The sequence below is a fragment of the Rossellomorea sp. FM04394 genome (genome assembly GCF_041889765.1).
Classification (GTDB): domain Bacteria; phylum Bacillota; class Bacilli; order Bacillales; family Bacillaceae_B; genus Rossellomorea; species Rossellomorea aquimaris_B.
The window spans coordinates 1424433-1443988 of the sequence record NZ_CP168654.1 but is presented as its reverse complement, the minus strand read 5'-3'; the positions used below and the strand labels follow the sequence as shown (position 1 = coordinate 1443988).

Genomic DNA, 19556 nt, shown 5'->3' with positions numbered 1-19556 from the left:
ACCATTATGTACTTCTCACCAATTAGTATACACTGTCATGCATACGGATGGTTTGTCCATTTTATGAAGAAAAAACGGGAGATTTGTGTTGCATCTCCCGTTTTTTTCCTTATGCTTCTACTGTTTTCGTATATTGTTTCTTGAATAACCCTATGAAGAATACAACTGTCAATGCGATGAACACACTGAAGTATCCCAGCAGGATGAAGATGTTCTGCCACATGAAGGCAAAGTCCCCGCTTGAGATGACCGCTTTGAACGCTGATACTGAGTAAGTCATCGGTAACAATGCACTGATTGGCTGCAGAGCACTCGGGATTAATTCTAATGGGAATGTCCCTGCACTCGTAGTTAATTGCAGGATCAATATAATAATTGCTACAAAGCGTCCCGGATCTCCTAAAATCGTTACAAGCATTTGGATGAGGGCTAGGAATGTAAGACTCGTAATGATCGTAGAAAGTAAGAATAATGGAACACTTTCCACTTCAAGGCCTAATCCAAGTAGTAAAATACCGGCTGCAACCAGGGATTGAATGATCCCTACCACTGTAAGGACAGTGAATTTACCAAGGAACCAACTCATCCCGCTTGAAGGACGATTTGCCGGTTCTCTCAATGGATACACAATCGAAATTAATAGTGCTCCGACAAATAACCCTAGAGATAAGAAATAAGGAGCAAAACCAGTTCCGTAGTTTGGAACATGATTGATTTTCTCATTTTTCACATCGACTGGACCAGCCATCATGTCATACGTATCGTCATCCGCTTTGACACTGTTTGCTTCTTTTGATGCGTCTTTTAATTTTGTTTCATATTCTGTTGTTCCATCTGATAGTTTCGTTGAACCTTCTGCTAATTCTGTTGAACCATCGGCAAGTTTCTTAGAACCATCTGTTAATTGAGTGGAACCATTGTATACTTTATTGAGACCTGAACTTAGTTCGCTTGCTCCTGAAGCGACACTTACTGTTCCTTGATATACTTCACCGAGCTTATCGTTTAATAAGCCAAAGTTTTTCACAACTTCACCCTGACCTGCTTGAAGCTGATTGGATCCTTCATCCAGTTGGGCTGAGCCGTCTACTAATTTCCCGACTCCGGCATGAAGCTCCATTTGGCCATTATTCAGTTTCTCAATACCGGCTGTAAGACCATCTGCACCATTTTTAAGGTCGCCTGCTCCCTTACTTAATGCACCTGTACCTGTTTGAAGATCAGAAGCCCCATTTTTTATTTGTGCAATGGCTGCTTCTAATTCAGCACGTTGCTCGTCAGGAAGACTTCCCATCAATGGAGTCAATTGTTTTTCCAATTCATTTGCCCCGGAATTGATTTGCTGAGCACCTGTCCCTGCACTATTCGCATACCCTTTCAATTCTTCAAGCCCGGCAGCCAGTTTCTTAGTACCACCGTATAGTTCCGAATCTCTTGAAGTATTAGCAACTGCACTGGCTAATCCGGCATCCACCTGCTCTAAACCAGCCTTGCTTTTATCAATCCCTGCTGCAAGGGCATTGATTCCGGATTGGACATCCTGTGTTCCTTTATATAGTTGTTGTGATTTATCCGTCATGACCCCAACACCGTCCGATAGTTCCTGAGAACCCTTTGCGAGTTTCTCGGCACCTGCCCGCGTTTTCGCCACACCGTCATTCATCTCAACATTCTTTTCTGCTAAAACGGCTAAATTATCCTTTAACTTATTGGCACCTTGAGATAAATCGATGGCCCCATTATTGATTTCACCAGCTTTGTCACTGGCCGTCCGGTAGCCGTCTCCCATTTGCTTGATTTTATCAAACATGGTCTCTGCATAGGTTTCAGAGACAGACTTCGAAAGGCTCGCCTTGATTTCTTTCATCGCTGTATCACCGATTTGGGCGGACAGGAAGTTAAAGCTTTCATTCGGAACATATTTCAGAGAAAGCTTTTTAGGATGATCTTCTAGTAATGTTGTTCCATTTTCAGAGAAATCCTCCGGAATCTCAACAAGCATGTAATAATCCTGTTTCTCTAAATTTTTGTATGCTTCCTCCTTATCGACAAAGTGAAAGTCGAATTGCTCGCTATCCTTCAGTTTATCAACAAGTTCATCCCCGATATGCAATTCCTTTCCGTCAAACTCAGCTCCCTGGTCGCTGTTTACTACAGCCACAGGTAAGTCTGATAACTGTTCATATGGATCCCAAAATGCCCACAAGAACATACCACTGTACAGAACAGGGATGAAAAGGACGGCTAGAATCGGAATGAGAAGTTTCTTATTTTTGAATATCGCTTTGAACTCTGAACCAATAAATGAATTCTTCATGTTTTCCTCCAATTTACCTAAATTTGAATAATTGACCATTTAGTCCAAGTAGTCATTTTATACAAAAAAATAAATGACTATTTTATTCATTTGGTCATTATTTGCCAAAAATGAAGGACTATCGATTCGATAACCCTTTAATTAAATATAGTTCAAAGAGGTTGGCAATTTCATCTTTATCAAGGGGACCATGTGCTCGTTCCCAATCGAAAATAAGTGAAACGTACATCTTCAACATAACAAAGGCGGTCATTTCAGGATTACATGGCTTAATCGCTTCTGAGGCGATCGCTTTTTCAATTCGTTTACTCACGAACTCAATGACCACTTTCTCCATGCGATCAATGACTTCCGATACAGCAGGAGTTCCCATCTCCCGGGCTTCTTGATAAAGCTTGATGGTCAGCTTATGCTCTTTCCTGAATTCAAGCATGCGGAACAATGCACGATGAACATTTTCAGAAAAGGATTCCTGGGGATCGATGACTTCTTCCGCTTCCCGTTTCATTTCATTGATTAACGATGATACAATTTCATCAAACAATTCTTCCTTATTTCTAAAAAAAGTATAAATCGTCCCTTTTCCCACATTAGCCAATTTTGCCACTTGATCCATTGTCGTTGCTTTATAACCGAACAGTGAGAACGAATTCGTCGCTGCCTCCAGAACCTGTTTTTTTCGATCGATCGCCATGAACACACCCCTTAATATGACCATTTGACCAAATTTGTAATTCGGTCATTTTGTTAACATTGAATAATTTATCACATTTCCTGCCGATCCACAAGTGTTTTTTTTCTTATAGTATACCTTTCATCCCTCATATAGATTAAGCCTTCGTGAATAGGCTATAAGGATAATGTTTGTTTGGGGGTGTCTTATGAATATTTACGTTGTTAAAAGCGGGGATTCTCTTTGGTCGATCGCTCAACGATATGGTGCAGACATGAATCAAATTTCATACGGAAACCAATTGAAAAACCCCAATATTCTCGTGATTGGACAAAGTCTTCTTATTCCGGAACCTCTAAAAGAATACATCGTACAACCAGGAGATACATTGTATAGCATCAGCCAAAAGTATAATATTAGTCTAAATGAACTGATCGATTTCAATCAAATTTCTGATCCATCAATGCTATTCGTTGGTCAATTGATCGTTATGCCTTCCTTTATCCATAGAGTAAAATCGGGTGAGTCACTTTATGTCATTTCCTATAACTATAAAGTCCCGCTTCAGGAGATTTTAAAGGCCAATTCTATTTCGAATCCTTCTCTCATTTATCCAAACCAGCAAATCAGGATTCCAAACACGAAAATCACGAAGGAGGTAAACGCCTACATCACAAGGACAGACAGTGAAGGAGTAGCCGAAGTGAACGGATTAGGCAGCTATTTCACCTACCTGACTCCCTTTACTCATTCCATTACAAAAGGAGGCTCTGTCACTGAATTAAACGATAGTGGTTTAATTACAGCGTCGTACAATCAAAGCGTGGATCCAATAATGGTGCTCACGAATTATTCAGCTGGAAAATTCGACTCTGACCTAGTTGCCACCATCCTTAGAAGTGAATCTCTGCAAATCACCTTAATCGAATCGATCTTGAAGAAAATGGAGAGGAAGGGCTATAAAGGATTAAATATTGATTTTGAATATGTGTACCCCGAAGACAGGGAAAATTATAATACCTTCTTAAGAAGAACCGTTGCAGCCTTAAAACCTAAAGGGTACTCTGTATCGACGGCCCTCGCACCTAAAATTAGAGCTGACCAAAAAGGACTCTTGTATGAAGCCCATGACTATAAAGCTCACGGAGATATTGTCGATTTCGTTGTCCTCATGACATACGAATGGGGATGGGCAGGCGGAAAACCATGGGCGATTGCCCCCATTAATGAAGTGAAAAAAGTACTTGATTACGCCGTAACCGTAATACCGAGAAACAAAATCATGATGGGCGCTCCCCTCTATGGACGCAACTGGAATGTTCCATGGGTAGACGGAACCTTCGCTAAAACGGTCTCGCCTCAAGGAGCACTTGATCTCGCAAGCAAATATGGTGTAAGGATTCAATACAACGACGTTAATCAATCCCCTTATTTCACTTATTGGGATGAAACCGGCCAAAAGCATGAAGTCTGGTTTGAAGACGCACGAAGCATGCTGGCCAAACAGAAAACGGTGGATGAGTATGGACTTAGGGGTTTAAGTTACTGGGTTTTGGGATCTGCCTTTCCACAGAATTGGATGCTGCAGCATTCAAGGTATCGGGTTGTGAAGTGAGTGGTGTACCTCCTGTTGTCTGCAGGAGGTATTTTTCTGTTGATTATCTTGAAGAAATTGGCGTGAATGCTTTCCTAATAGATCCAAAAAAAGACCGCCACCATGGCGGCCTCCATAATCCTATTGCAGGTACTCCAATACTTTCGATACGGTCTTTTCTCCCTGCTCGATACAGTCCGGGATACTTACTCCTTCATAAGAACTCCCGGCGATAAATAGTCCAGGCAGGCTCGCTTCAGCCTGTTCATACATGTCCAGTATCCGTTCCCTGTGGCCCACTGTATATTGCGGCATGGAGTTCTTGTAACGGGACACGATCGTAAACTCAGGAGCACCCTCTATAACCATGACCTTGCTCAGGTCTTCAAGGACAATCTGCTGAATTTCATCATCAGATAAATCGACGATGGTTTCGTCACCCGATTTCCCCAGGTAGCATCGCAATAGTGCCTTCCCTTCCGGGGCGGTGTGTGGCCATTTTTTATGGGTCCAGGTACCGGCCGTCAAGGAATAGTCACTGTTTCTTGACACAAGGAATTCCGTACCGGCGATGTCTTTTTTTATGGCATCCTGTGAAAACCCCATTGCAACGGTTGCCACCGAGGTAGCTGGCATTTCTTTCAAAAAGGTTAAGAATGGGTAGGTGGGAAACATGGAATGTACTACATGATGAGGTGTAGTGACGATTACGCTATCGGCTTCTAATTGCTCCCCGTTTGTGAAGGTAATCGTGTAATCATTGCCGTCTTCTTTTTCTATGTTGGTTACTTTCATGCTTTTGTATACCGTGTTCGGCTCCAGACCTGCCTCCATGGCGTCGATCAAGGACTGAAGCCCTCCTGTGAATGTAAGGAAGTTACCTTTTTCATCCGTGTTGGCTGATTGGCCGCTCTTTTTGATACCTGCTATTAAACTGCGATGTTTCTGCTCCAATTCGTAGAGTTGCGGGAAAGTTGACATTAAGCTTAATTGATCGATATCTCCGGCAAAGATTCCTGTTAGGAGTGGTTCAATCAAATGGTCAACAACTTCATCCCCCATTCTTCTTCTAAAGAATTTCCCCAGGGACTGATCTTCTGTTTCCTGTGAGCGGGGAAGCACGAAATCTGCCGCAGCCCTCATCTTTCCTGTCAATGAAAACAGACTGGTCGTAATGAAAGGGGCGATTTGGGTTGGAATACCTACGATGGATCCACCGGGTATGGGGTACAGCTCACCACCCGCTATCACATAGGACGTGCCTTTACGATTACGGATGAGCGTATCCTCGATTCCCAGTCGTTTCGCTAAGCGGGAGACTTCCGGTTTGCTGGCTAAACATGAGTCCGGTCCCTTTTCGATCACATACCCGTCTCTTTTCAAGGTTTGCACTTTTCCACCGAGTCGATGGGTTGCTTCCACCAGCTTTACTTCTATGGGAAGGTTTTTTTCTTTTATTTCCTGTTGCAGGTAGTACGCCGTCGTTAATCCGGTGATCCCTCCACCTATGATTACGACCCTTTTATTTTGTTCCAACACGTTCATCGCCTTCTTTAACAATATATCTTATTGAACAATAGAGAAGGACTAAAGCGGTGAGTGTAAACTCATTTGCCTCAGTCCTTCATTTGTTTCAGCCAAAAACGAGAAATTATTTAAGGTGTTTTAACACGACATCTGCCATTGCATCGATGAATTCAGGTTTGGCATTCGGCATTTCAGGACGATAGTACGAAGCTCCAATATCATCTGTTACCACTTTACATTCATAATCATTGTCATATAGCACTTCTAGATGATCTGATACGAAACCTACCGGTGTGTAGACGAATGTCTTGTATCCTTTTTCTTTATAAAGATCACGGGTTAAATCCTGAACGTCAGGACCTAACCAGGGATCAGGAGTGTTCCCTTCACTTTGCCAGCCTACTGCATATTCCTTCACGCCTGCGCCCTCTGCGATCATCTTCGCTGTTTCCTCTAATTGCATTGGATATGGATCGCCTGACTGCAGGATACGTTCCGGTAAACTGTGGGCAGATACGATCAGGACAGCATGACTCTTTTCCTCATCTGACATGCTTGCATAGGTTTCTTTCACTCTATCCACCCAATACTGAATGAATTTAGGTTCATCATACCAGCTCTCAACGGATGTAATGTGTGGTCCACCCAGCTTTTCTGCCGTTTCCTTCGCACGTCCATTGTAGGATTTAACACTGAACGTGGAGAAATGAGGGGCAAGTACAATCGAAACGGCTTCTTCAATGCCATCTTTATGCATTTGTTCAACAGCGTCTTCCACGAAAGGTTCGATATGCTTCAGACCAAGATACATTTTAAACTCAATGTCATCCTGAATGCTGTTTAAATGTTCTTCAAGGCTCTTCGCCTGATCCAGGGTGATCTTAGCCAGTGGGGAAATCCCACCGATCGCTTCATAACGGCCACGTAGGTCTTCCAGCAATTCAGCCGAGGGAGCTCTTCCATGTCGGATATGAGTATAGTAACGTTCCAAATCTTCTTCTTTATATGGAGTTCCATAGGCCATCACCAATAGACCCATTTTTTTCTTTGTCATACCATTTCACCTCATTATCAGTATCATACATTCCATTATTGTGCCATGTTTCTTCAGTTGAATCCATGGATGCACACATATGAATGTGCTCTACCTGGCACTGTATTCATGTACGAAACTTGCAAGACGCTTTAATGTATCCGGATTAACTTGCGGAAATACCCCGTGTCCCAAGTTAAAGATGTGGCCAGGAAGTTCCATTCCTTGATCAAGGATCTCTTTGGCTCTTTCTTCGATCACTTCCCAAGGAGCTAACAGAATCGCAGGATCCAGATTTCCCATAACTGTTTTGGAGATGCCTCTTTCTCTTGCTTCTTTAATCGGCAGGCGCCAGTCCAAACCAACTACATCAAGAGGAAGGTCATGCCATTCATTTGCCAAGTGACTTGCACCAACACCAAACATGATCAATGGTACGTTCTCTTCCTTCAATTCTGTAAAGATCTTCTCCATGACCGGCTTAATAAATGTACGATAATCTTGTATATTCAATGCACCGACCCATGAGTCGAAAATTTGGAAAGCAGACGCTCCTGCTTTAATTTGAGCTTTCGCATACGTCACTGTCATGTTTGCAAGTTTATCCATTAATGCAAACCAGGCTTGAGGTTCTGCATACATAAACGCTTTTGTTTTATTATAGTTTTTCGAAGGACCGCCTTCAATCATGTAGCTTGCCATTGTAAATGGTGCACCGGCAAATCCGATCAATGGCACGGACAGTTGCTCCTGCGTCAATAACTTAATGGTATCCAGTACATAAGGAACATCATTTTCGGGGTCGATTTCCCCCAGCTTCTCTACATCCGCTGTCGTACGAATCGGGTTATCGATCACCGGACCGATCCCTGATTTGATTTCTACATCCACTCCTATAGAAGGAAGTGGTGACATAATGTCTTTATAAAGGATCGCTGCATCCACATCATATTGTTCCACCGGCAGCCTTGTCACATATGCACAAAGCTCAGGTTGGTGTGTAATTTCAAACAGAGAATACTTCTCTTTGATTTTACGGTATTCAGGTTGTGAACGCCCGGCTTGTCTCATATACCAAACCGGAGTATAGTCCGTCTTCTCTCCCCTTGCTGCTCGTAAAAATGTATCATTCATTTGTTTCATACCTTTGTTCGTCCACCTTTCTATGTAACTCCATTATTCCCATTGTATACTAATTTGTTTAGATTCTGAAATTGTCCTATTTTTAATATGAACCGTACGGATTGTAACCCTTTTAAACTATAGACGTTTTAAAGAGAATTGTATAGTTATCAAGGGAAAATGTCATAAATTTGCCGATTTTCAAGGGGGATGAAAAAATATCCAGAAATCATGTTACATGAGCAAATGATTAGGGAAGAGTATAATAGAGACTACTAACTAATTGAGGTGATTTTAATGAAGGTGTATATAACAACGGGAACCCATGAATTTCTAAAAAAATTAATGAATCGGCATAAAGGTGAAAACATGATCTTAATGCAGGGGAAAGATGCAATGCTGCTTCATGAGACAAATGGAGAGAGTGTATTTGAATCCCCCCGGAAATATGAAATTGTCGATCAATCAGGTGAGCTTAAAAATAAAGGGTATGTGGTTTTCAATAACATCCCTGTTACAGATGAAGGGCGCCCACTCTTTGAATACCGCTTCAAAAATCGTGCAGGATTGATCGAAGAAGTTCCAGGCTTTACGGCTATCCGGGTCCTTCGTCCATTAGACACGGATACATATGTGATTATGACACTCTGGGAAGACGAGAGAAACTTCACTGCCTGGCAGGAGTCAGAGCAATACAAAAAAGCACATGAAAAGCGAGGGACGGAAGAAGGAATTGATAATAAAAAGGATATCTTTCCCCGCGCTTCCTATGTGAGTGAATACCATGTAACCGGTGAAGAGTAAAACATGAGCTGCCATATTCCTGGCAGCTTATTTATTATCCTGATATTTATACCTTCAATCTTAATCATTACACTTAAGGTGTACATACATAATTACAAATTATTAACAGTATACTTTATCGTATTGGTCATAGATATTTACTTTGCAGGTTAAGACTACACAACGTATATGAAAGGAGTGGAGTACCGATGAGTCAAACGTGTTTGCTTCTGATTGACTTCCAAAAGGCATTTAGTCATCCTTCATGGGGAAAGCGGAATAATCCGGGTATGGAAGAAAACGCCTATCAGCTTCTTCACGCCTGGAGAGAAAAAGCATGGCCGGTCGTTCACGTACAGCACTCTTCTAATGATATGGAATCACCGCTGCATTCCAGTTCAGCAGGTTTCGATTTTATAGAAGAATTCCTTCCACTACGAAACGAAAAGCAAATCATCAAGCACGTCAACAGCGCATTTATCGATACAGACCTGGATTTATATCTGAAACGGGAAAAGTTTACCTCCCTTGTCGTCATGGGCTTAACGACGAATCACTGTGTGTCCAGTACGGTTCGGATGGCTGCGAATTTAGGGTATGATGTGACGGTACCTTTTGATGCTACAGCATGCTTTGAAACATATTCCTATGACGGTTCATTATTTTCTGCAGAAATTGTACACGGACTGTCACTTGCTAATCTTCATCATGAATTCGCCACCATCGCTTCAACAGAATCCATTCTTTCTTCACGATTAAAATTAAGTAAACCTGTTACATTCTAAAAAATGTTTTGTTTTCGCAAAGGGGCTTAGTCAAAAGGGATGAAATCATCCCTTTTGACTAAGCCCCTTTGCGTTTTTTCAATATAAATTCTTCTTGCAAAAGTTTTTCTACTCTTTACTACCAGCTTTATACAAGATTCCATTTCGATTTGCATAAATCGCTGCCTGCGTACGATCGGCCACTCCAAGCTTGCTCAGGATATTACTTACATGAGTTTTGACAGTCTTAACCCCAATAAATAGCTCTTCTGATACTTCCTGGTTCGTCATTCCTTCTCCCAGGCATTTCAATACATCCATTTCCCTAGAGGTCAGCTCCTCATGAGGCATCGCTTCCCTAGTGCGGAAACGGTTCATCATTTTATCCGCCACTTTGGAGGCAATGACGGACTCCCCTTTCACCGCTTTATAAATAGCAGATGTCACTTCTTCCGCACTTGCCGTTTTCAACAAATAACTATGAGCTCCTGCTTCGATGGCGGGAAACACTTTTTCATCATCATAATAGCTTGTGAGAATGATGATTTTACAGTGTGGATGAAAGGTCAGGATTTTCTTGGTTGCGTCTATCCCGTTCCCGTTCTCCATTAATAAATCCATCAAAATCACATCAGGCATATACAGTTTCGCAAGCTGAGCGGCTTCTTTTCCACTTTTTGCTTCCCCAAGAAATTCGATCCGATCCTCTGTCAGCAAATAGGTTTTCATTCCTAATCGAACCATTTCGTGATCATCAACAATCATCACCTTTACCTTACCCACCTGTTTTCCCCCTTCGATTAAATTGGAATCCGCAGGTCAATATACGTTCCTTCTTTCTCTTTAGAACGAATTTGAAACAATCCTCCGATTTCCTCGGCCCGTTCTCTCATCGTCTGCAGTCCGTAAGATGTCATCTTGTTTTCTTTCAGGTTAAAACCTCTTCCATTATCACTAATGTACAGTGTGACATATCCACCCTTTTTCTCCGTCACAATCTTTACTTTCGTTGCCTCAGAATGACGCAGGATATTGGATAGGCTTTCCTGAATAATTCTGAACATGTGGGTTTCGGTTCCCTTTGAAAGATTCTCGATCCCATTAAGACTTGCTTCGATCTCGATTTGTGTTTTTTCCTTTAATTCTCTAATTAAAATGGTTAATGCTTCACAAAGACTTTCACCTTTCAAATCGATCGGTCGTAAATGGAGGAGAAGAGCCCTCATCTCCCCTTGCGCTTTCCCCGCAATGTCCGCTACTTGTTTAACGATCATTTCAACCTTCTTCGAGTCTTTCCCGATACTTTTTTGCGCGGCAGAAGATAGCATATTTAATGCGAATAATTGCTGACTGACTGAATCATGCAGATCTCTCGCCAGCCTTTGCCGTTCTTCCATCACGGCCGCCTGGTGAGCCTGGTCGGCAAGCTCGGATTTTTCATCGGCTAACCTCTGTAGTGATTTCACCTGTTCTTGAATGAACACAGCAAGTTGATTTAACTCATCCGATAAGATCCCAAGCTCATCGTGTTCAAATCGGTCCACCCTGGCAGAAAACTTCCCGCTTCTTAACAGCGTTACAAAGGTGGAAATATCATCAATTCTCCCTTTAAATGTATACCCTGTGCGAAATCCGAAATATATGCTTAATAATAGAAGAATGCTTGCAAGCCAAATGGTTATATAAAGGGAAACCTGAAGAGAAAAGCTTGGGTTGTCTGCTAAGTACAGATAGATTTGCAAGGAAATAAAGAAAAGCAGGACAGTCATGATGGACATCATGAAAAAGCTTTTAAAAATCCAGTTGCGAATATTTGATGACTTTTCCACTCTCTCCCCTCCTTTCACCTGATATATCCGGTTCAAATCACACTCGGCTGATTCGAATCGATCCTATTTTTACATTAACGTTCAGTTTGATCTTTTTGCTTGCAAGCTCGTATTCAGGGGAACGGTAATAAAGCTCCGAACGAATATCAGCAGACTTTTGATCGAATAATTTAATATCCCCCACCTGCACTTTCAAGGTGATCTCCACGGGAACGTTTTCTGGAATGATCATCTTTACATCACCTATCCAGCCCTTAATATCAATGGGGGTTTCCCCTTCAGGTATAAAGGCCTTACTAAAATCAAAATAGTAATCTCCAATGGCATTGTAAAGATTCATTGACTCCAGCGGCCAGTTTGGCTCAGAAAAACGTATATCCCCCACAATAAACCCTTTGTTCATTTTATTTTTCTTTTGAAGGATTTTCTCCCCCATCGGCTGGTTTTCAAAACCTATTTGAGTTGTCTCCTCTTTATTTGGTGATTCATTGCTTATGCTAATCTTGAGGGGCTTATTTCTTCCCACTCTATTAATGGCAATGGCAATTATGAAGAGAGGCCATAGTTTCCACCAGCTTCCATAGTCGAAATCCACTACATCATACCCATCGAGTATAATGAGCCCCCCTAACACCATACTGAATAATCCGAACAGCAATTTCCCAAAGCTTCCCTTCAAAAAACTGTCTATCGTCCACTTCAAGCCAAGGAGCAACAACAAAATAGGAATAATATTGACAAATATCTGCGTTATTTCCAAGGAAATGACACCGATATTCAATAATAATAACAACAACCCTACCGCCATCAACATAAACGAGAAAAACCATTGTTTCCTTCCCTTATACCTCATCCCGACACCACCTTCACATCTACTATTAGTTTCGCTAAATATGCATGAATTCCTGTTACGACTTTCATTATAGATTGGTTTCTCAACGTCTTTGAGGAACATCGGCATGATTCTGCCTCAGTCTCGAGACGGAAAAAATGTTTCTGTCGTGCATCACACCTTTTCAATATTTTCATAATCTATAGTACAGATCAGGGCAGATGCCCAAAGTTTAGCAATGATTTAGAGGGGGGGGTTCCAAATGGAGATTGATTTAACGGCTCTTCATTGGATTTATTTAGCTTTCATAGGATTCATCATCCTATTCATGATTTTTCGGAAAGACACCACGATCGTATGTATTCTGGGAATCTTCAGTATTGCCCTGGTGGCAACAGGATCATTAAGCGGATCGATTAGTAGTATATTTAATAGCTTTATATTCGCCATCACCGAACTGCTTTCTACCATTCTCGTGATTTCCATTATCGTAGCGATGAGTAAGGTACTGACGTCTACGGGGATTAACGATGTGATGATTCGGCCGTTTACGAAGTTCATCCGCACTCCGGTCCTTGCTTACTGGACAATCGGCCTAGTCATGATGTTTATATCATGGTTCTTCTGGCCTTCGCCTGCTGTAGCCCTCCTAGGTGCCGTGTTAGTGCCAGTCGCCCTTAGAGTCGGATTACCCGCACTTGGCATTGCCATGGCCATGAATTTATTCGGACACGGTATCGCCCTTTCCGGTGACTTTGTCATTCAGGCAGCCCCGAAGTTAACAGCCGACGCAGCCGGAATACCTGTATCAGATGTTATTTCTGCAAGTATCCCCCTAATTATCGTGATGGGTGTCGTCACAACCGTTACTGCTTTCCTTTTCCTTAAAAGAGATATGAAGAGAGGAATCCTTTCGGTGGATTCGAGCTCCCTGGCGTCCATCAACCAGGTCCAGGAGGAGTCACCAAACCTGTTATCTTCAGTGTGGAAACGAACAATTGCCATTCTTATCCCTATTTTATTTGCCCTGGATATTACCGCAATGGTTTTATTTGATCTTCAAGGAGGAGATGCAACCGCACTGATCGGTGGAACATCCATCGTCATACTTCTCTTGATTTCATTGGCAGCCTATAAAGGAAAGGGATTGGAGAAAACGACTAGTTTCATGATTGACGGCTTTCAGTTTGGATTTAAAGTGTTTGGTCCCGTGATTCCAATCGCTGCTTTCTTCTACTTGGGGGATTCAGGGTTTCAAACGATCATCGGCGACTTCCTTCCTTCAACGTCGCAAGGAATCGTCAATGACCTCGGGGCATCCCTTGCTGCCGTCGTTCCCCTCTCTACAGCAGTCGGGGCGATCACCCTTACGACAGTTGGAGCGATCACGGGCCTCGACGGATCCGGTTTTTCCGGTATTTCCCTAGCAGGTTCTGTAGCCAATCTATTCGCAGACAGCATTGGCTCAGGGGGCGCAACCCTCACCGCCCTCGGGCAAGTCGCAGCCATCTGGGTCGGCGGTGGAACACTCGTCCCATGGGCCCTCATCCCGGCTGCCGCCATCTGTGGAGTCGATCCATTCGAACTCGCAAGACGTAACATGCTTCCAGTCGTCATCGGATTAGTAGCAACCACGATTGTAGCGATGTTTTTAATTTGAATATAGTGAGGGACGGACCTTGTTTTAGGTCCGTCCCTCTATTTTTCTTGTTTCGGCCTCTTCTCATAGAGAAAGATGCACAGTACGAAAAAGGAGTATCCGAGCAGGTATCCGGCTGCGACATCTGATGGATAGTGAGCCTGTTCCACTATCCTGCTGAGTCCTGTCAGCGCGGAAAGGGTGATGGCCACTATATAGAGCGTTATTTTTGCTCCTGTGGAAGAAACCTCTTTACTGATGAAATAAGCAATGACGAGTAAGAAGACCAGTCCCACCATGGCATGGCCGCTTGGAAAGCTGAACCCTTCCTCTCCATGTGAGAACGGAGGTCTCTCTCTTTCCATCAAACCTTTGATTGTTTTATTCAGCACGTTACTTCCGGCTACCAGGACAACAACTGTGATGATTCCCACAAAGTCCTTCTTGGCCCACCAAAGATATAAAATAAGGGCGATGGATGTGATCCCGATCACTAATTCAGTGCCGATTACGGAAAACAATTCAATAAAGTGAAGGTTGCGCATGTTTGACAATAAATAATCCTCACCGAAAATCTCCATTTCATAAAAAACAAAATGCGCGATGGTCATAAACAGTACAAATGAAATGATGGCCGTTATGTATTGAAACTTCTTCATCTTGATCCTCCTTGGATTTCACTCTAATTACCCACTTCCCACTCAATATTTAGTGTTATAATATTCGTAATATTCATCAAATATTAGGAGGTTGTGCACTTGCTGAATGAATTATATCAGAAATTAGAAGAACGTTGGATAGAAATGGTTGAGATCAGAAGATTTCTTCATCAACATCCTGAATTATCCTTCCAAGAGAAAAATACAGCTGCATACATAGCTGAATACTACAAAAGCATCGGCGTTACAGTTAAGGAACATGTCGGCGGCAATGGGGTAGTCGCAAGAATCGAAGGAGCTCTCCCCGGTAAAACGGTAGCTCTTCGTGCAGACTTTGATGCCCTTCCCATCCAGGATGAAAAGGATGTGGAATATCGCTCCACCGTTCCAGGAGTCATGCATGCATGCGGACATGACGGTCATACAGCAACCCTGTTAGTATTGGGTAAAACCCTGCATGAAATGCGCAGTAAGCTTTATGGTACAGTGGTTCTTATTCATCAGCATGCGGAAGAATATGCACCAGGAGGAGCGAAACCCATGATTGAAGCGGGCTGCCTAGATGGAGTGGATGTTATTTTCGGAACTCATTTATGGTCAAGTGAACCTCTTGGAAAGGTCCTATATCGAACAGGTCCCATCATGGCTGCTGCTGATAGATTTGAAATCGTCATCAAGGGGTCCGGGGGGCACGGGGCACAACCTCATAAAACAAAGGATTCCATCGTGATCGGAGCTCAGGTTGTTTCCGAACTACAACAAATTGTCAGCAGAAGAGTGAACCCGATCGACCCGGCCGTCGTCACAATCGGTTCCTTCATGGCAGATAACGCATTCAATGTGATTGCCGATTCCGCTAAACTCATTGGAACCGTCCGTACATTCAATCCTGAGGTCAGAGACTTTATTGAAGAAGAGATTGAACAAATCCTGAAAGGTGCATGTCTTTCAGCACGTTGCGAGTATAAATATGTGTATGAACGGGGATATCCTGCTGTCGTTAATCACGCAGAAGAAACGGATCTGTTGATTCAAAGTGTGGATAAAGTCGATGAAGTTCATAGAGTGGAAGAAATTGAAATGCAAATGGGCGGGGAAGATTTCTCTCATTACTTAGAACATGTAAAGGGTACCTTCTTTTTTACAGGAGCCAAGCCCGAAAATGTTGAAGTTGCCTTCCCCCACCATCACCCCAAGTTTGATATTAATGAAAAGGCTCTTCTGATAGCCGCTAAATCACTGGCGTCTGCTACCATCGAATATCAACAAAGGCATTCTGCCACAGAAACGACGCTGACAAATTGACTCATAAAAAAGGATCAGGTACCATAAGGCCTGATCCTTTACTCTTAATAAAAGCGATGATTTTTCTCGATCTTACTTACCACCAATACCCACCAGATCAGGAGAGGTTGAAACAATAACCTCACCCAAAGCAGCACTACATTCGCTTCTTCATTCCCTGGAGCTGGAATTCCTTTAATGGCCGCATAGATATTGGCAGGAAAGATGAGAACTAAATAAATCGCTGTTATGATTCCGGCTTTTTCACGTGTCTTTGGAATGAGCAGCAGCACAGCTAATATAAATTCAATCATTCCCGTAATATAAATGATTTCTTCTCTCAGGGGTATGAATTCAGGAATCATTCGGGCAAATCCTTGCGCTTCAATAAAGTGAAACACCCCTGCTAAAAAGAAGAAGAATGAGAATAGGATAAGTCCTAACAGCTTCAATCCCTTTTTACGTTTGTTCATCAAGTAAACACCTCTCTAAATCAATGTAACAGTACTACCTAACTATACCTGAATATTCAGAGGAAATAAAAAAATGCGTTCGTTTCCCGTAAAGCCCACATCACAAAAAAAGATCGACCATCATGATCGACCTTCCCTCGCTACTATTCTAAATCATTAAAGTACCGAATCCGATAAGCAAATTTTGCCACTTCCCCGAGTTGATCAAGAAGCTGATAGTTTGCATAAGCTCCAACGACCGCCCCTACCCCCGGAATGAGTTGAAACAATTTTACGAAATCGATGTAATCCCGATACTCCTGTTGAAAGGTTCGCCAATCCAATTCCATCAGCTTTTCTTTTTCCTCATCCCAGTTTTCGATGATGTAAAGGACATGTTTTTTATGGGAATCACTGGAGAATGCCAGTTGAAAGACATACAGAAGAAACAGTCGTTCTTCATATTGTTTTACATCATACCCATGAATGGCAGAGCATTCGCTCAGAAATTTCATTTTGATTGATAAGAGCAAGGGGAAATCCGCGAGGCCGAGAAAGATTCCTCCTGCACCTGTACCTGCTCCTTCAATCGTCGCAGCTTTTCGGTAAAATTCCATCCGTTCCTTCATTAGCTTTTCTCTTTCCTCTAATGAAGCCTTCAATGATATCTGATGAAGAGGTACCCACTCGCTGCCCTTTAACGTAACTTCTACCATCCTCTTAATGCTTTCCGTTACCAATTTGTGCGCTTTCTCAGGGATCAATTGATTCACTTTTGTTTGAGCTTGCTTAGAAACCCGTTGAAAGATAGACGATTTTCTACTGAACTTACGTTTCCAGGAACTGAGTTCCTCTCTTTCATGGTTCACACTGAACCACCGTCCTTTTTTATCGGCTTACTCAATCTATACGTTCTTTCCCACTGGATAGTTTCACTAAAACAATGTTTCTTCCATCTTTTTCAATCGCTTTACTAAGTAAAATTGGCTGAACAAAATGGAGAATGACAGCCCAGCCAGGAGGGTGATCAATCCTTCCATCCAAGCCCCCTTAATGAATAAAGGAAGGGAAAATACAACTGATTGGATCATCATCGCCTGATTCATGATTTTTTGGAAGGATGATTTCTTTAATTCCCTTGATACGGGATAAATGAGCACCCAAATTTTATAATCAAACCGTTTAAACAATGGTATGAGCTGAAAAGCAGTTAAATACAGAAACACCAAAGCCGTCAGAATGCTGAAAATAAAGGACGAATTTGAATAAATCAGCAAAACGCCGATCAGGGTCAATCGAAGATAAAGACCTGAATATTCACTTGTCCTCACCAAGGAGCGAAGATACAAATAGCGATAAGTAGATGCTTGGGAGAATGATGTTTTCACCATTCCATCAAGCCATTTTCTCCTGTGCACCTTCCCTTTCAGCTTAGGTACATCTGTGAACATATTGGCGATTCGGTAGAAAATCAGCATCCGCTGCTGCTCCAGGTCGATTAACAAATCCCATTTAAGATTTCTTCCTTTTGTTGACTGATAAAAGTAGAGCGCATATCCGATCATGATGGTGGCAACAACTACGACCATCACGATAGCAGCGCCAGATAACACTAAAAAGACGAGAGCACCGCTTAATAAAAAGCGCATAAAGCTGTCGATCCAATGAGCTTCCTTTTCCTGAAATCGCAGCATAAACCAGCGTACATACAGGTTCCAGACCTTTAATGCTAAAACAAAGCCAAGTAACGGAAAGAAGCTTCCAAAGCTGTTGCCCGATACAGCTACATACATTGGCATCAGTGCAGCCAATACGAGCAGCTGAATATACGATTGAAACATGAAACTGATCCAGATGCATTTGGTGAAATAACGGGATAGGCGCATTTCTAATGGCAATAGAAACACGGCATCCGCTTCCCTCAGAAACGTATAAACGGGACTCCATGCCAGTAAGAGACCTAGGATCACCGCCATGATGAGTGGTGCCGGAAAAGCCGGATCCAGGGTTTTCACCCATTGGTTATACGTATACGCTGCTCCTCCCAATGCAAAAATCAGGACGAATAATAAATGATCGTTAAACATGTATTTCAAGTACTTTTGAAGCTCTTGATTATACTCTAGGATTCGTTTCTTCCAAATACTTTCCACCTTATTCATCATGGGATTCTTCCTTTGTCAGCTGGATATAAATATCATCTAAAGTCGCATCCGGCATGGAGAATTCCGTACGAAGTTCCTGAAGCGTACCTTTTGCGCGAATTTTCCCTTCATGAAGGATGATGAATGAGTCACAATATCTTTCTGCCGTTGCTAAAATATGCGTAGACATCAGTATTCCAGCTCCACTTTGCTTCATTTCCTGCATCCAATCCAGCAGCGACTGAATCCCAAGTGGGTCTAATCCAACAAAAGGTTCGTCGATGATATAAAGACTGGGCTGAATGAGAAAAGCGCACATGATCATCACCTTTTGCTTCATCCCTTTTGAAAAATGGGCAGGAAACCAGCTCATTTTTTTCTCCATACGAAAGGCCTTCAATAATTTATCAATTCTACCTTTATATTCAGACTCTGATAATCCATAAGCCATGGCTGTGAGTTTTAAATGGTCTTCAAGGGTAAGCTCATCATAAAGAATCGGCGTTTCCGGTATGTATGAAAACTGTTTTCGATACTGATCGGCATCACTCTTCAAGGTATGACCATTTATGGACACTTCTCCTTGCTTGGGTTCCATGAGACCGATTATATGCTTGATAGTCGTACTTTTCCCTGCCCCGTTCAGGCCGATTAATCCGACAATTTCATTTGAATGTATGGAAAATGATATATCCTTTAATACCGGTTTTCGGGTATATCCGCCAACCAGGTGTTTGATTTCTAATAATGACACGAGCAGCAACGTCCTTTCTCTTCTACATGGTTTTCTCTATTTTATCAAAATTTCATGGTAAAGGCATTGTTAATCCAGTTTCTCATTCCACATTTTAACATTCATAACTCTACCCGATTTGCACATCATAATATTTGAAGGGGCCAGCAA

The 19556-nt window shown here is 42.3% G+C and carries 18 protein-coding genes; 5 read left to right on the top strand and 13 right to left on the bottom strand.

Annotated features, from left to right (window positions below):
• Positions 1-109: 109 nt before the first annotated feature.
• Positions 110-2317, bottom strand: coding sequence for a YhgE/Pip family protein (locus ACCB35_RS07255; RefSeq protein WP_374056360.1), 2208 nt, complete (start codon positions 2315-2317; stop codon positions 110-112).
• Positions 2318-2435: 118 nt separating this feature from the next.
• Positions 2436-3011, bottom strand: a complete 576-nt coding sequence (locus tag ACCB35_RS07250; protein ID WP_374056359.1) for a TetR/AcrR family transcriptional regulator — start codon at positions 3009-3011, stop codon at positions 2436-2438.
• Between the two features lie 187 nt (positions 3012-3198).
• Here ACCB35_RS07250 and ACCB35_RS07245 point away from each other — a divergent pair, with 187 nt between their 5' ends.
• Positions 3199-4605: a LysM peptidoglycan-binding domain-containing protein gene (locus ACCB35_RS07245; protein WP_374056358.1), complete on the top strand. Its 1407-nt coding sequence runs from the start codon at positions 3199-3201 to the stop codon at positions 4603-4605.
• Positions 4606-4725: 120 nt separating this feature from the next.
• Here ACCB35_RS07245 and hemY read toward each other — a convergent pair whose 3' ends face one another.
• From hemY to hemE, 3 genes are all read right to left on the bottom strand, one after another.
• Positions 4726-6123: a protoporphyrinogen oxidase gene (gene hemY / locus ACCB35_RS07240; protein WP_374056357.1), complete on the bottom strand. Its 1398-nt coding sequence runs from the start codon at positions 6121-6123 to the stop codon at positions 4726-4728.
• 112 nt (positions 6124-6235) lie between these two features.
• Positions 6236-7165, bottom strand: a complete 930-nt coding sequence (gene hemH, locus ACCB35_RS07235; RefSeq protein ID WP_374056356.1) for a ferrochelatase — start codon at positions 7163-7165, stop codon at positions 6236-6238.
• A gap of 90 nt (positions 7166-7255) precedes the next feature.
• Positions 7256-8287 carry a uroporphyrinogen decarboxylase gene (gene hemE / locus ACCB35_RS07230; RefSeq protein WP_374056355.1) on the bottom strand — a complete coding sequence of 344 codons (1032 nt, stop codon included), beginning with the start codon at positions 8285-8287 and terminating at the stop codon, positions 7256-7258.
• Between the two features lie 276 nt (positions 8288-8563).
• On the opposite strand from hemE, the gene ACCB35_RS07225 reads away from it, so the two are divergent.
• Positions 8564-9070, top strand: coding sequence for an antibiotic biosynthesis monooxygenase (locus tag ACCB35_RS07225; RefSeq protein WP_374056354.1), 507 nt, complete (start codon positions 8564-8566; stop codon positions 9068-9070).
• 188 nt (positions 9071-9258) lie between these two features.
• A complete protein-coding gene (locus tag ACCB35_RS07220; RefSeq protein ID WP_374056353.1) occupies positions 9259-9834 on the top strand; it encodes a cysteine hydrolase family protein in 576 nt (191 codons plus the stop codon).
• 108 nt (positions 9835-9942) lie between these two features.
• On the opposite strand, the gene ACCB35_RS07215 is transcribed toward ACCB35_RS07220, so the two are convergent.
• Genes ACCB35_RS07215 through liaF form a run of 3 tightly spaced genes read right to left on the bottom strand, consistent with a single transcriptional unit; the run spans position 9943 to position 12495 of the window.
• Positions 9943-10596 carry a response regulator gene (locus ACCB35_RS07215; RefSeq protein WP_374056352.1) on the bottom strand — a complete coding sequence of 218 codons (654 nt, stop codon included), beginning with the start codon at positions 10594-10596 and terminating at the stop codon, positions 9943-9945.
• A gap of 17 nt (positions 10597-10613) precedes the next feature.
• On the bottom strand, positions 10614-11642 hold the full coding sequence (locus ACCB35_RS07210) for a sensor histidine kinase (RefSeq protein WP_374056351.1): 1029 nt from the start codon (positions 11640-11642) through the stop codon (positions 10614-10616).
• A gap of 37 nt (positions 11643-11679) precedes the next feature.
• A complete protein-coding gene (liaF, locus tag ACCB35_RS07205) occupies positions 11680-12495 on the bottom strand; it encodes a cell wall-active antibiotics response protein LiaF (protein WP_374056350.1) in 816 nt (271 codons plus the stop codon).
• A 241-nt stretch (positions 12496-12736) separates the two neighbouring features.
• Between liaF and ACCB35_RS07200 the strand changes: the two genes are divergently transcribed.
• On the top strand, positions 12737-14134 hold the full coding sequence (locus ACCB35_RS07200; protein WP_374056349.1) for a hypothetical protein: 1398 nt from the start codon (positions 12737-12739) through the stop codon (positions 14132-14134).
• Between the two features lie 38 nt (positions 14135-14172).
• Here the strand turns inward: ACCB35_RS07200 and ACCB35_RS07195 are convergent, their stop codons facing one another.
• Entirely contained in the window at positions 14173-14772 is a 600-nt protein-coding gene (locus ACCB35_RS07195) for a phosphatase PAP2 family protein (protein ID WP_374056348.1), read from the bottom strand.
• A gap of 99 nt (positions 14773-14871) precedes the next feature.
• On the opposite strand from ACCB35_RS07195, the gene ACCB35_RS07190 reads away from it, so the two are divergent.
• The gene (locus ACCB35_RS07190; protein ID WP_374056347.1) at positions 14872-16077 is read left to right on the top strand and encodes a M20 family metallopeptidase; all 1206 of its coding nucleotides are present in this window, start codon (positions 14872-14874) and stop codon (positions 16075-16077) included.
• Positions 16078-16121: 44 nt separating this feature from the next.
• On the opposite strand, the gene ACCB35_RS07185 is transcribed toward ACCB35_RS07190, so the two are convergent.
• The 4 genes from ACCB35_RS07185 to ACCB35_RS07170 form a co-directional block, all read right to left on the bottom strand.
• A complete protein-coding gene (locus ACCB35_RS07185; RefSeq protein ID WP_374056346.1) occupies positions 16122-16529 on the bottom strand; it encodes a hypothetical protein in 408 nt (135 codons plus the stop codon).
• Between the two features lie 143 nt (positions 16530-16672).
• A complete protein-coding gene (locus ACCB35_RS07180) occupies positions 16673-17377 on the bottom strand; it encodes an EcsC family protein (protein WP_374056345.1) in 705 nt (234 codons plus the stop codon).
• A gap of 66 nt (positions 17378-17443) precedes the next feature.
• The gene (locus ACCB35_RS07175; RefSeq protein WP_374056344.1) at positions 17444-18673 is read right to left on the bottom strand and encodes an ABC transporter permease; all 1230 of its coding nucleotides are present in this window, start codon (positions 18671-18673) and stop codon (positions 17444-17446) included.
• Positions 18663-19406 (bottom strand): ABC transporter ATP-binding protein, encoded by a 744-nt coding sequence (locus ACCB35_RS07170; protein WP_374056343.1) that lies wholly within the window; start codon positions 19404-19406, stop codon positions 18663-18665. The genes ACCB35_RS07175 and ACCB35_RS07170 overlap by 11 nt, the downstream gene beginning before the upstream one ends.
• Positions 19407-19556 lie beyond the last annotated feature (150 nt).

Excerpts from the sequence above, each read along its gene's own strand:
- liaF (WP_374056350.1), bottom strand. The coding sequence starts at position 12,495 with ATGAGGTATAAGGGAAGGAAACAATGGTTTTTCTCGTTTATGTTGATG.
- ACCB35_RS07200 (WP_374056349.1), top strand. The coding sequence starts at position 12,737 with ATGGAGATTGATTTAACGGCTCTTCATTGGATTTATTTAGCTTTCATA.
- ACCB35_RS07250 (WP_374056359.1), bottom strand. The coding sequence starts at position 3,011 with ATGGCGATCGATCGAAAAAAACAGGTTCTGGAGGCAGCGACGAATTCG.
- ACCB35_RS07175 (WP_374056344.1), bottom strand. The coding sequence starts at position 18,673 with ATGATGAATAAGGTGGAAAGTATTTGGAAGAAACGAATCCTAGAGTAT.
- ACCB35_RS07225 (WP_374056354.1), top strand. The coding sequence starts at position 8,564 with ATGAAGGTGTATATAACAACGGGAACCCATGAATTTCTAAAAAAATTA.
- ACCB35_RS07185 (WP_374056346.1), bottom strand. The coding sequence starts at position 16,529 with ATGAACAAACGTAAAAAGGGATTGAAGCTGTTAGGACTTATCCTATTC.
- ACCB35_RS07195 (WP_374056348.1), bottom strand. The coding sequence starts at position 14,772 with ATGAAGAAGTTTCAATACATAACGGCCATCATTTCATTTGTACTGTTT.
- ACCB35_RS07255 (WP_374056360.1), bottom strand. The coding sequence starts at position 2,317 with ATGAAGAATTCATTTATTGGTTCAGAGTTCAAAGCGATATTCAAAAAT.
- ACCB35_RS07220 (WP_374056353.1), top strand. The coding sequence starts at position 9,259 with ATGAGTCAAACGTGTTTGCTTCTGATTGACTTCCAAAAGGCATTTAGT.
- hemE (WP_374056355.1), bottom strand. The coding sequence starts at position 8,287 with ATGAAACAAATGAATGATACATTTTTACGAGCAGCAAGGGGAGAGAAG.
- hemH (WP_374056356.1), bottom strand. The coding sequence starts at position 7,165 with ATGACAAAGAAAAAAATGGGTCTATTGGTGATGGCCTATGGAACTCCA.
- ACCB35_RS07245 (WP_374056358.1), top strand. The coding sequence starts at position 3,199 with ATGAATATTTACGTTGTTAAAAGCGGGGATTCTCTTTGGTCGATCGCT.